Source organism: Pedobacter sp. Leaf250 (genome assembly GCF_920984735.1).
Lineage (GTDB): Bacteria > Bacteroidota > Bacteroidia > Sphingobacteriales > Sphingobacteriaceae > Pedobacter.
The window spans coordinates 293,326-306,323 of record NZ_CAKLBU010000003.1 but is presented as its reverse complement, the minus strand read 5'-3'; the positions used below and the strand labels follow the sequence as shown (position 1 = coordinate 306,323).

Annotated in this window: 12 protein-coding genes; 1 reads left to right on the top strand and 11 read right to left on the bottom strand. The window is 37.2% G+C overall.

Translation table 11 applies throughout. The features are described from left to right. Positions 1–280: 280 nt before the first annotated feature. The 7 genes from LUA91_RS04445 to sucD all read right to left on the bottom strand — a co-directional run bounded on the left by LUA91_RS04445 (position 281) and on the right by sucD (position 7,439). The gene (locus tag LUA91_RS04445) at positions 281–517 is read right to left on the bottom strand and encodes a cysteine-rich CWC family protein (RefSeq protein ID WP_231424821.1); all 237 of its coding nucleotides are present in this window, start codon (positions 515–517) and stop codon (positions 281–283) included. Between the two features lie 230 nt (positions 518–747). Continuing rightward, complete coding sequence (locus tag LUA91_RS04440; protein ID WP_231424820.1) at positions 748–3,132, bottom strand: ribonucleoside-diphosphate reductase subunit alpha; 2,385 nt, start codon at positions 3,130–3,132, stop codon at positions 748–750. A 161-nt stretch (positions 3,133–3,293) separates the two neighbouring features. After that, positions 3,294–4,265, bottom strand: a complete 972-nt coding sequence (locus tag LUA91_RS04435) for a ribonucleoside-diphosphate reductase small subunit (protein WP_025145778.1) — start codon at positions 4,263–4,265, stop codon at positions 3,294–3,296. Between the two features lie 455 nt (positions 4,266–4,720). Continuing rightward, complete coding sequence (locus LUA91_RS04430) at positions 4,721–5,101, bottom strand: septal ring lytic transglycosylase RlpA family protein (RefSeq protein WP_231424819.1); 381 nt, start codon at positions 5,099–5,101, stop codon at positions 4,721–4,723. A gap of 230 nt (positions 5,102–5,331) precedes the next feature. Further along, positions 5,332–5,832, bottom strand: a complete 501-nt coding sequence (locus LUA91_RS04425) for a methionine-R-sulfoxide reductase (RefSeq protein ID WP_231424818.1) — start codon at positions 5,830–5,832, stop codon at positions 5,332–5,334. A gap of 192 nt (positions 5,833–6,024) precedes the next feature. Beyond that, positions 6,025–6,417 carry a GxxExxY protein gene (locus LUA91_RS04420; RefSeq protein WP_231424817.1) on the bottom strand — a complete coding sequence of 131 codons (393 nt, stop codon included), beginning with the start codon at positions 6,415–6,417 and terminating at the stop codon, positions 6,025–6,027. A 149-nt stretch (positions 6,418–6,566) separates the two neighbouring features. Next, a complete protein-coding gene (gene sucD, locus LUA91_RS04415) occupies positions 6,567–7,439 on the bottom strand; it encodes a succinate--CoA ligase subunit alpha (protein ID WP_231424816.1) in 873 nt (290 codons plus the stop codon). Between the two features lie 319 nt (positions 7,440–7,758). Here sucD and LUA91_RS04410 point away from each other — a divergent pair, with 319 nt between their 5' ends. Next, positions 7,759–8,181, top strand: coding sequence for a cupin domain-containing protein (locus LUA91_RS04410; protein ID WP_231424815.1), 423 nt, complete (start codon positions 7,759–7,761; stop codon positions 8,179–8,181). A gap of 300 nt (positions 8,182–8,481) precedes the next feature. Here LUA91_RS04410 and rlmF read toward each other — a convergent pair whose 3' ends face one another. The 4 genes from rlmF to LUA91_RS04390 all read right to left on the bottom strand — a co-directional run bounded on the left by rlmF (position 8,482) and on the right by LUA91_RS04390 (position 12,994). Further along, complete coding sequence (gene rlmF, locus LUA91_RS04405; RefSeq protein WP_231424814.1) at positions 8,482–9,477, bottom strand: 23S rRNA (adenine(1618)-N(6))-methyltransferase RlmF; 996 nt, start codon at positions 9,475–9,477, stop codon at positions 8,482–8,484. 250 nt (positions 9,478–9,727) lie between these two features. After that, positions 9,728–10,996: a C4-dicarboxylate transporter DctA gene (gene dctA / locus LUA91_RS04400; protein WP_231424813.1), complete on the bottom strand. Its 1,269-nt coding sequence runs from the start codon at positions 10,994–10,996 to the stop codon at positions 9,728–9,730. A 130-nt stretch (positions 10,997–11,126) separates the two neighbouring features. Next, a complete protein-coding gene (locus LUA91_RS04395; RefSeq protein WP_231424812.1) occupies positions 11,127–11,969 on the bottom strand; it encodes a cyanophycinase in 843 nt (280 codons plus the stop codon). Further along, positions 11,969–12,994 (bottom strand): isoaspartyl peptidase/L-asparaginase family protein, encoded by a 1,026-nt coding sequence (locus LUA91_RS04390; protein ID WP_231424811.1) that lies wholly within the window; start codon positions 12,992–12,994, stop codon positions 11,969–11,971. Before LUA91_RS04390 ends, LUA91_RS04395 begins: the two co-directional genes overlap by 1 nt. Positions 12,995–12,998 lie beyond the last annotated feature (4 nt).

Below are 12,998 nucleotides of genomic sequence, written 5' to 3'. Positions count from 1 at the left end.
CTGAAAAATCTACAATTTCACGTATATTTGACATAAGCCTTAGTTTTGAGTATAAAATTATCTTTTTATTGTAGCAAGTTTGACTACTTCTCGAACTAAGGCTCTTATTAATACATGGATACTTTTTATGTGTCATCATGAGCTTGTCGAAGGAACAGAAAAAGATTGAAGTGAATGGCGGGAATGCAAAAACCGAAAAGCACAGAAACCTGCTTTTCAAATTTTTAATTAAAGACTTATTGAAGGTGCTTAGACAAGCTTAGCATGACAGCCAAAGATTTTAAACCCCTATTTCTTCTCTATACTCCTGTTGCAATTCAAAAAGGCATTTCGCACACAAACAACCATCGTACAATTCTGAAATATATTGCACTTCGTTGATGCTCAATTGAACCACGCTGCATTGGCATTTGGTGTAAGAATTTGCCTTGCATTCTATAGCCGTTCCGCATCTTTCGCAGGGAATGATTTCGTGTTTGCTATGTTTGTGGTTGTTCATTGGTTCAGTAGTGGTCATTTGTTCATTGGTGTTTGGCGCATTATACTAATGAACCATTGCCAAATGAACTATTGAACTAACACAAAAGTAAGGACAAAAAATAAGGTTTTGAGCGTTTGCCCAAAACCTTAAGTATTTTATTGCTTTTAAATGTTCACTGGTTCAGTTGTAATTAGTTTATTAGTATTTGGCGCATATCTTATTGCAGCTTGACAAATGAACTATTGAACCAATGACTAATGAACTACTTAACCAGAACAGCTAATGCAACCTTCTTCCATTGAACAAACTGGTCCGTCAACGATTTCTTCTGCAACCTGATCTTGAGTCATTTGAGCAGGAATCACCGCTTCAATTGCTTTACCACCTTGATTTTCCACAGTAAATTTAACTGCTTGAGATGCTGCTTGAGTACGTAAGTAATACATACCAGTTTTCAAACCTTTCTCCCATGCGTAAAAGTGCATTGAAGTCAATTTTGAAGTATTAGGTGCATTTACAAACAGGTTTAAAGACTGTGATTGGCAGATATATGCACCACGGTCGGCAGCCATATCGATGATGTTACGCATCTTAATTTCCCAAACAGTTTTGTACAGTTCTTTAATGTAATCAGGAATTGCAGCGATCCCTTGAATTGAACCGTTAGCCAATATGATTTGGTTTTTCATATCGTTGTTCCACAAACCTAATGCTACTAAATCTTTCAATAAGTGCTTGTTAACCACTACAAACTCTCCACTCAAAACACGACGTGTGTAGATATTTGAAGTATATGGCTCGAAACATTCGTTATTACCTAAGATTTGAGAAGTAGATGCAGTTGGCATTGGCGCAACCAATAACGAATTGTACACACCATCTTTAACTACTTTTGTACGTAATGCTTCCCAATCCCATCTTCCGCTATCTGGCGTTACATTCCATAAATCGAACTGAAACTGTCCTTTCGATAACGGAGAACCTTTAAACGTTTGGTAAGGACCATTTTTCACAGCCAAATCGTTAGAAGCTGTCATCGATGCGAAATAAATCGTTTCGAAGATGTCTTTATTTAAACGTTTTGCTTCATCACTTTCGAAAGGTAAACGTAATAAGATAAAGGCATCCGCCAAACCTTGTACACCTAAACCAACCGGACGGTGACGCATGTTTGAATTTTCAGCTTCCTGAACTGGGTAATAGTTATGATCGATGATTTTATTCAGGTTTAAAGTAGCCTGATAAGTTACATCATATAATTTTTGATGGTCGAAAGCACCGTTGATTACGAAACGAGGCAATGCTAATGATGCTAAGTTACAAACCGCAACTTCATCTTTAGAGGTGTATTCAATAATCTCCGTACATAAGTTAGAAGACTTAATGGTACCTAAGTTCTGTTGGTTAGATTTGCTGTTCGCTGCATCTTTAAACAACATATAAGGTGTACCAGTCTCAATTTGCGAATCTAAAATGGCAAACCAAAGTTCTTGTGCTTTAATGGTTTTACGTCCGCGACCTTCAGCTTCGTAGCTAGTATATAAATCTTCAAATTCTTTACCGAAACAATCTGCTAAACCTGGTGCTTCGTGTGGACAGAATAATGTCCAATCGCCATTATCTTTAACACGTTGCATAAACAAATCGTTTATCCAAAGGGCATAAAACAAATCACGGGCACGCATTTCTTCTTTACCGTGGTTTTTACGCAAGTCTAAGAACTCGAAAACATCAGCATGCCAAGGTTCTAAATAAATTGCAAAGGCGCCTTTACGTTTACCTCCACCCTGGTCTACATAACGAGCGGTATCGTTAAATACACGCAACATCGGGATAATACCGTTACTTGTACCGTTTGTACCACCGATGTAAGAACCTGTTGCACGGATGTTATGGATACTTAAACCAATACCACCAGCACTTTGTGAAATTTTAGCCGTTTGCTTTAAAGTATCGTAAATACCTTCGATGCTGTCATCTTGCATGGTTAACAAGAAACATGAAGACATTTGAGGTTTTGGTGTAGCTGCATTAAATAATGTTGGCGTAGCATGTGTAAACCAACGCTCGCTCATTAAGTTATACGTTTTGATTGCACTTTCGATGTCCTCTTTATGGATACCAACAGAAACACGCATAAATAAATGCTGAGGACGCTCAACAATCGCACCGTTAACTTTTAACAGGTAAGATTTTTCTAAAGTTTTGAAACCGAAGTAGTCGAAACCAAAATCGCGATCGTAAATGATAGAACTATCTAAAATATCTTTGTTTTTTTCAATGATCTCATAAACATCATCAGCGATAAGCGGTGCTGCTTTCTGCGCTTTCGGGTCGAAATATTCGTACAACATTTTCATCGTACCCGAGAATGATTTAGTAGTGTTTTTATGCAAGTTAGAAACCGCAATACGCGACGCTAACAAAGCATAATCAGGGTGTTTTGTAGTTAACGAAGCCGCAGTTTCAGCAGCAAGGTTATCCAACTCTGATGTAGTTACACCATCATATAAACCTTCGATTACCTTTTTGGCAACATCGATTGGGTCTACAAGGTCTGAATTTAAACTGTAGCACAGCTTTTGAATACGGGCTGTGATTTTGTCAAATTGCACCGGCTCTTTCCGGCCATCTCTTTTTAGTACGAACATAATTTATGAGATTTATTTTGTTAATGATTGAATGAGCGAGTTTTGAATGATTGAATGATTTTCCCTCAACCTTTTAAACCAACCCGTAATATTTTATTTATTTTTTGAATGATGCATGAGCACATTCACTCATTCTATCATTCATTAATTTAAAAATTTAATTAGAAGTCTTCATCTAAAGAAAACGCCTGTTTGTTGTTATCAGCAGATGTTAATACGCCACTTTTCTGATAATCACCCACACGTTTCTCGAAGAAGTTAGTTTTACCCTGCAACGAAATCATTTCCATAAAATCGAATGGATTGGTTGCATTGTAGATTTTTTTGTAACCTAATTCCTGTAACCATCTGTCGGCTACGAATTCAATGTATTGGCTCATTAACTTTGCATTCATACCAATTAAGGCAACTGGCAACGCATCGGTAATAAATTCTTTTTCTATTTCTACGGCGTCGCTGATGATGCCATGAACAGCTTCTTCGCTTAATTTATTGCTCAACATGCTGTATAACAAGCAGGCGAATTCGCAGTGAGAACCTTCATCTCTTGAGATTAATTCATTACTGAAAGTTAATCCTGGCATTAAGCCACGTTTCTTTAACCAGAAAATAGAACAAAAACTTCCGCTGAAGAAAATACCTTCAACCGCTGCAAAAGCCACTAAACGCTCTGCAAAAGTTCCGTTTTCAATCCATCTTAAAGCCCATTCTGCTTTTCTTTTTACAGCCGGAACAGTATCTATAGCATGGAACAAACGGTCTTTTTCTTCGGGATCTTTGATATAAGTATCAATTAATAATGCATAGGTTTCGGCGTGGATATTTTCCATCATGATCTGGAAACCATAGAAACAACGAGCCTCTGGTAATTGCACTTCACTCATGAAGTTTACAGCAAGGTTTTCGTTAACAATACCATCACTAGCAGAAAAGAAAGCAAGAATATGAGAAATGAAATGTCTTTCTCCATCATTCAAATTATCCCAGTGTTTTTGGTCGTCAGAAAGATCAATTTCTTCTGCGGTCCAAAAACTAGCTTCGGTCTTTTTATACATTTCCCAAATTGCCGGATACTTAATTGGCAAAAGCACAAATCTGTCTTTATTTTCTTGTAGTAATAATTCCTGCTCCATAGCTGATACTTTATCTTTTTAATTCAATTTAGTTAGAGCCGACAAAACCACGCATCCATCAATTTTTTATGATGATTGAAATGTTTTGTATTAAAACTCTAGTGAAAGTGCTAACCCTTACGTTTGGCAGACAACTGAATTTTTAGTGGGGACAATTTAAATTTGTTATCAGAGAGATATACCTGTAAATTACTAAAAACTAAGCTTTTATATTTGTTTTTAAACGCAAGAAGTTAAAGAACTTTGTTAAACAAATATATAGAAGCAAGGTGCTTTTTGTGAACCAAAGTTGTTAACACTACCTTGAAATCAGTGGAGAAATGCATCAGCCAAATATCATTTTCAAGCGAAAAAAAAGCTAATCGTTTCTTTTCAAGGGTTTAGCAAACGAAAAACAGTGTTAATAACTTAAATTTGGGGTGTGTAGCGAGTGCAAAATATAGCAAAATGGAATGTTACTCAACTGTGTAACTTAGGCTTACTTTAGCAATGCCTTTACGATAGATACCGATCTCTTTTGCAGCACTTTCTGATAAATCAATAGCTAGTCTTTTAGAGAAAGGACCACGGTCATTTACCTTTACCTTAACTGATTTTCCATTATCGGGATTGGTAACAGTAATCACTGTTCCCATTGGCAGAGTGCGATGAGCGGCAGTAAATTTTTTAGCCCTATATTTTGCGCCACTAGTGGTGCGGCGGCCTTCGAATTTCCTATGGTAATAAGTTGCGAGAACTGTTTTTTTAATACTATCTGGCTCATTTGATGAATCAGAATTTTGTGCTTGACCTTGTAAAAACAGGAAACAAAAACTTATTATCAGAAGATACTTCATAGGCTAAAATTTCTTTATCGAGCCTGCAAATATAAGCATTTAGTTTATAATCAATAATTTGTGGAAAAGTTAGCGGTTTATAGTATAAAATTCAGGCCCTTGAAAAGCCAATTTCCACCGCTTAAATAAACTTTAATTCGAAGAAAAATTAAGTTTATAAAAAACCTTATAAACAAAAAAAGCGTACAACTTATCGCTGTACGCCTCTACCTAACCTCACTATATCCACCTTATTTTTTATCAGGCACAAAATTCATAGAAATGGAATTTACACAATGACGTGTGTCTTTATTCGTAAATCCTTCTCCTGTAAAAACGTGACCTAAATGTGCGCCACAATTGGCACAAACGATTTCTGTACGCGAGCCATCTGCATCAGGAATGCGTTTAACAGCGCCTTTAATTTCATCATCAAACGCTGGCCATCCGCAACGGGCATCAAACTTACTTTCCGAACGATACAATTCCGCGTTACAACGCTTGCAAGTATAAGTACCCTTATCGGTAGTATGTTCGTATTTTCCTGTGCCAGGGTATTCTGTACCTTTATTAACAATTACTCTTTCTTCTTCGGGTGTTAATGTATTCCAGTTCATTTTTTTCTTTATAATATTATCTGATGACTGTGTTTGTTTCGCTTCTTTCTTATCCTGCTTTTGAGCACAAGCAGAGAGGCTTCCAATTAAAATAACAGCCGAGATCAAAAATAGTTTATTTAACATCGTTTTCATATATCAATATACGCTATAGATTTTGTTTTGGTTTGTTGGTTTAATGGTTTGGCTGAGTGTTTACAAAGGGATGATAAATTAGCGTGATGCAGCTGAGGCGAACATGAAAAATAATAGAAAATTGCCACGGAAACACTGAATACACGGAACAGATATGAAAAAGCGATATTCGCTTCACACATGGATTACCAACTAGAAAACAACCCGCCTAATTTCTAACGTTGGTTTGCCGAAGTTTAAAACAAGACCAACCCTGCGATCTGAGCACTTTAAATAATTTATCGTCTGAGCTAAATCCTCATTTGCTATTCCACTTTTTGATTTGATTTCTAAAATTACAGAATCAAAAACAATGAAGTCCGCATAAAAACTATGTGAAAGTAAAACATCCTTATAATAAACAGGATAATGTTTTTCTCTTTCATAAAAGTAACCACGGCTATCAAATTCAATACAGAGTGCGTCCTTGTAAACAATCTCTAAAAAGCCGCAGCCTAAAGCTTTATGAACTTCGATTGCGGCATTAATAATTAAATCAGTTTCAGTTTTATAGGGAAGATTATCTTGTCTTATTTGATAATCCATAAATGATAATTTTAACTAAAAAAAAATAATTCTTCTTTTTTTCCCTTTTTCTTTTCCGTGCCTTCTGTGTTTCCGCGGCAAAAAACTCCGAAAACAAAAAGCGTCTCGAACTTAATCGAAACGCTTTCATTTATATGATTCTTAAAATCTTATTTTGCTAATTCTTCTGCCATTGCAGCACCAATTTCAGCTGGGCTTTCTACTACACGAATACCACACTCACGCATAATTTTCATTTTCGCAGCAGCTGTATCATCAGCACCACCTACAATTGCACCAGCGTGGCCCATTCTACGTCCGGCAGGAGCAGTTTGACCAGCGATGAAACCAACAACAGGCTTAGTACCGTTTTCTTTAATCCAACGGGCAGCCTCAGCTTCCATTCCACCACCAATTTCACCAATCATGATGATACCGTGAGTTTCAGGATCGTTCATTAATAATTTAACCGCTTCAACAGTTGGCGTACCAATAATTGGATCACCACCAATACCGATAGCAGTTGTAATACCTAAACCAGCTTTAACAACCTGATCTACAGCTTCGTAAGTTAAAGTTCCTGATTTTGAAACCACACCAACGTGACCTTTTTTGAAGATAAAACCTGGCATGATACCAATTTTAGCCTCATCAGCAGTAATTACACCTGGGCAGTTAGGGCCGATAAGCGTAACATCACGGTCTGAAATATATTCTTTAACCTGAATCATATCCTTTGTCGGGATACCTTCAGTAATACAAACAATCACTTTAATACCACCATCGGCAGCTTCCATAATCGCATCAGCAGCAAAAGCCGGTGGAACGAAAATGATAGATACATTTGCTCCTGTTTTATCAACAGCATCTTTAACAGTATTAAAAACAGGCTTGTCTAAATGTAATTGCCCACCTTTGCCAGGCGTTACACCACCAACTACGTTTGTACCATACGCCAACATTTGTTCTGCGTGGTAAGTTCCTTCGTTTCCGGTAAAACCCTGAACGATAACCTTAGAATCTTTATTTACTAAAACGCTCATGTATCAATATTTTTTTGTGCAAAGCTAATATTATTGACTGGAAAATCAAGCTTAAAAATAGATTATTTAGCCCATTTTTTCACGAAAATGTAAGGAATTCGGTTATGGCTAGTTTCGCCCTGCTTTCCACTTCAATCTTTTAATGTAAAGTTACTAACATACAAGCAAATTGCAGAAAAGGGTTAGTAACTTTCAAAAACATCAAAAGTATTTTCGTTGCAATCAGGTTTATTTAACAAAAATCCATCGCCTTTGGCAACAACAGGCAAAACGCCTAAATTTACGGAGCGCACAAAGATTCAAGCTAAATCAGCAAATTATGAAAAACAAGGTTTTTATTCTTTTTACAATATTGGTAACAATTGTTATCGGCACCAAAGCGCAATCTATCGATACGGCTAAATATATTTTGCAAAACGATGCAGATGTTGCAAAAACAGAACCCGGAACCCATAAAGGAGGCGGAGAAACTATCGGCTATAACTTTTTTGCAGATGCAAAAAACCTTAAAACCAATTTTAGAAAAAGAGTTTTAAAATCAGGTTCATCCATTGGTTACCATCTACAAAAGGAAGATGAAATTTATTATGTAATTAGCGGTAAAGGTGTTATGCAAATGAATGGAAAAACTTTCGCGGTTAAACCTGGCGATGCCATTTTAACTCGCCCCGGAAGTTCGCATGGCATTAAGCCAAACGATGATAACGACTTAACTATTTTAATTGTTTACGAGAAAAAGTAGTTTGTTAAAAGATTAAAAATCCTTAATCCTTAGATCGTTAATACTAGTTTCAATATGCTTCAAATTTTTCCGTCATTGCGATCCCGATATTTCATCTGGAGAAGCAATCCCACTCGAAGGATTAACTTTAAAATGAGATTGCTTCGTGCCTCGCAATGACGACCGCTCTAGGTATCATCTGCAACCTATGAAACAGATGCTTCGTTCTTAAGCATGACAAAAAGTTAAAAAAAGATAAAATCAAAAAAGCCGGACTAACTTTAACAGTTCATCCGGCTTTGCTTTTCTAATTATTTAAATTTAAGCTTTTTTTACTTCAGCTTTTGGCTCCGATTTCCATCCTTTTGCCCACTCTGCCTGCGCAGCATCATCATGAAATGTCCAAGCTACAAAACGACTGATTTTTTGTCCCTGACTCATTTGCACTGTACGTACTTCAAAAGCATTTGCATTAACCAATGCGCTATAAATACTTTTTAAATTTGCACTTTTCGATACCAATGACGTAAACCACAAAACCTGATTTTTAATTTGGGCGCTTTGAATAATCATTTGCTCCACAAAAGCACGTTCGCCTCCTGGGCACCACAATTCAGCTTTATTGCCACCAAAGTTTAAAACATGTTTAACTTCCTTTTCGTTGCCACCTAAGTTGCGCCATTTTTGGCGGGTACCTTGCTCTGCTTCTTTCAAAGAGGCATGAAATGGCGGATTGCAAACCACAGCATCGAAACGTTCTTTTGCACCCACAATATTTCTAAAAATCCCCATTTTTGAAGATTGCTGACGAATTTCTACAGCACCTTGCAAAGGTTTGTTGGCTTCTATAATGCGTTTTGCAGAATCGACAGAAAGTGGGTCAATCTCCGAACCTACGAAACTCCAGCCATATTCCTGGTGACCAACAATTGGGTAAATGCAGTTTGCACCAACACCAATATCGAGCACATTTATATTGGCTCCTTTTGGATTTTTACCCTTATTGCTTGAACCTAAAAGATCGGCAACATAATGAATATAATCCGCCCTTCCCGGTATCGGCGGACAAAGAAAATCTTGCGGAATATCCCATTGAGAGATATTGTAAAAATATTTCAGTAATGCTCTGTTAAGTGCCTTAACTGCATCCTGATCTGCGAAATCAATAGAATCGTCATTGTGTTCATTTTTAAAAACGAAACGTTTTAATTCTTTTGATGCAGCGGTAAGTTGTTTGAAATTGTAACGCGAACGGTGTTTATTGCGTGGGTGTAACTCGCTTTTTTCTTTGCGGTTATTTTGTTCTTCTTGAGCCAATGTGATCTGGTTTAACTAAACATGCTGTGTGCATTTTTCTGATACAAAGGTAAGTTAAATTGTTTGGAGTTTTTAATTTAACCACGGATACACAGGATGAACACAGATTGAGTTTCCCTAAACAAGGCAGAATATCTCGCCTTAGCCTAAGAGATATCAACCAGATACAAATATTAACATTAAAGACAACTTGATAAAAATTGAAAGATTAATCTGTGTTTATCTGTGTACATCTGTGGTTGAAACCTTCTTAAATTTCCTCATTTTTTTCAATCATGGCTGGCCGAATGGCTTTTAAATACTTTGCTTCATCAAACTGATTTTCGCTTTTAGCAATTACGATTGTTGCTACACCATTTCCAATTACGTTTGTAATTGCTCGTGCTTCGCTCATAAAACGATCGACACCAATTAAAATAGAGATGTGCTCGATGGGCATAATTTTCAATGCCGTAAGTGTAGATACCAATACAATGAAACCACTACCCGTTACCCCTGCAGCGCCTTTTGAGGTAACCATCAACACACCCAAAACTGTTATTTGTTGTCCTAATGATAAGTCGACGTGAAAAACCTGACAAAGAAAAATTACTGCCATGGCCAGATAAATTGCAGTACCATCCAAATTGAAAGAATATCCCGTAGGGATAACTAAACCCACAACCGATTTATCGCAACCGATATCTTCCATTTTTTGCATCATACTGGGCAGCGCCGATTCTGAAGAAGAGGTTCCTAAAACAATTAAAATCTCCTGACGGATGAATTTAAGATAAGACCACAAACTGAATTTATAATACCTGCAAATGCCGTTGAGTACAACAAAGATAAATAAAACACAAGTCAGATAAACTGATCCCATCAGTTTAGCCATACCGAAAATACTTTGCAATCCATGTGTACCAATGCTAAAAGCCATTCCGCCGAAAGCGCCAATTGGAGCCAAGCGCATAATCACTTTCATGATTTTAAATAGCACCTTCGAAATTTTATCAAAAGCATTTAAAACCGAAGTTCCTTCACCGCCCAATTTATTTAAGCCATAACCAAATAGAATCGCAAATAATAAAATCTGTAAAATATTTCCTTCAGCAAAAGCGGCAATTACATTATGTGGAATAATGTGCAAAAAAAATTCGGCCCAATTCATGTCTTTGGCCTGTTCTGCATAGCCAGATATTTTGGTGGCATCTCCGGATTTAGCAATTACTCCGTCGCCAGGTTTGAGAATATTAGCCACTAACAAACCAACCGCAATGGCTATTGTACTTACGATTTCAAAATACAATAATGCCTTTCCTCCCACTCTGCCGACTTTTTTCATATCGCCCATGTGTGCGATACCCAAAACGATGGTAAAGAAAATGATAGGCGCAATTAACATGCTAATCAGGTTAATAAAACCTTGACTAATCAATTTCGCTGTCGACGCAAACTCCGGGAAATAAGTTCCTACAAAGATCCCGATGATAATTGCAACGATAACCTGAAATGTTAAGTTGGAAAAAATTGCTTTCATGGATAGGTTTTAAGCATGAAATATAGGGTATTTTTTTGTTTCCGGTTACATTTGACGATCAAAACGTACAACCTCCAAAATGAAAAAGCCTATTTGAATATTTCCAAATAGGCTTTTTAATCAAATCTTATCAGGGTTTGATATCAATTACATCACCCTCGGTAAAAATTCCAAACTCGGCCTGCTTAAATTTCAGCAAACCTTTATCTGTTTTTTTTAATTCTTTTGGATTAGCCAATCTAATGACCTGACTTTCGCCCGCAACGGTGGCTTTATTGCCATGAACAATAATCGCTGTGCTTTCATCGATACCCACGCAAACCAAATCAGGATGAGCTGCAAGAGCGGAAATTAACCGGTTATAACGGTTTCTTTTTAAAAAATGCTGATCAATAATGGTGTTTTCCAACAAGCCCATTCCAGGCGAAAACTCTATGTTTTTATCCCAAAGTTTATTGAAGGTTTCTTTGTAAACGGTATCTAAAAGTTGCTTCCCAGTGATCATGTATTTACTCATTACCGCAGCGCCAGCACTTGTTCCGGCGATGGTAGAACCGTTTTGATAGGCTTTATGAATAGCTGTGTAAACCGGTGTATTTAAAACTACATTCATAAAGCGACTTTGATCACCTCCAAGGATATAAATCAGCTTTGCGCCAGCTAAAGAGTCGGTCCACTTTTTATCATTTACATCATGCTTTGCAAAATTGAAGTTTCTAATCTTTCTGGGATCAAGCTTTTGTAACTGAGCAGAAAGCGTTCCGAAACCAACTTCCGGAACTTCGCTCGCCATTGGCAAAACAATAATGTAATCGTTTGCTTTTAAACTGGCTGTATTAAGCATTTCTTTCATTAAGACATCAGAACGATTTCCTCCGCCAATAATAAATAAACTGCCTTTTGCCAATTTGCCTTGAGCATTTAAAAGCAAAGAGATTCCAAGAAAAATATTGAAAAGAAATAGTTTCTTCATTATTTATAAATGCTTACTTCAATTTTACCATCAGCTGTAATTGCGCCACGATACATGCCTTCCGTATTAAATGGCATTGCAATATTCCCTTTTTTATCTAATGCAATTAAGCCACCATCGCCACCCATTTTCCCTACTTTATCCAAAGCAATTTTTGAGGCTTCACTTACCGACAAACCTTTGTATTCCATTAAATCGGAAATGGTTTTGGCTACAACATTACGAATATAAAACTCGCCCCAACCTGTACAAGAAACGGCCGCCGTTTCGTTGTTACAATAAGTTCCGGCGCCAATTATTGGTGCATCGCCTACGCGACCGTATTTTTTATTGGTCATTCCACCTGTTGACGTTCCTGCTGCTAAATTACCAGCTTTATCTAAGGCCACGCAACCTACTGTTCCGAATTTATAATCGTGGTTTTTAGTACCCAATAATTCTGATTTCTTACTTCCATGATCTAAAACTGCCTTGGTAGAATCTTCCTTTATTGCTTGTTGCAATCCATCCCAACGTTCTTTAGTCCAAAAGTATTTCGGATCAACGATTTCCAATCCCGCTTCTTTGGCAAACTGATCAGCGCCAGCGCCCACCATCATTACATGTTCAGATTTTTCCATTACTGCTCTTGCTGCTGAAATTGGATTTTTTACGGTTGTAACACCTGCAACTGCTCCTGCCATTAACGTTTTACCATCCATAATTGCAGCATCGAGTTCGTTTTTACCATCGTGGGTAAACACCGCACCTTTCCCCGCATTAAAATGTGGATCGTTTTCTAAAACATGGATGGTAGCTTCCACCGCGTCTAAACTAGATTTTCCAGCTTTGATTTGTGCATAACCTGCCTGCAATGCCTGCGTTAAAGCCGCTACATAAGCAGCTTCTTTTTCAGGCGTCATATTCTTTTTTAAAATGGTTCCGGCACCGCCATGAATAACCATTACATATTTTTTCTGCTGTGCAGAAGTATTCAATGCTAATACAGAGAATAGTAATACCGCAAATAATTTCAATGCTTTCATTTTA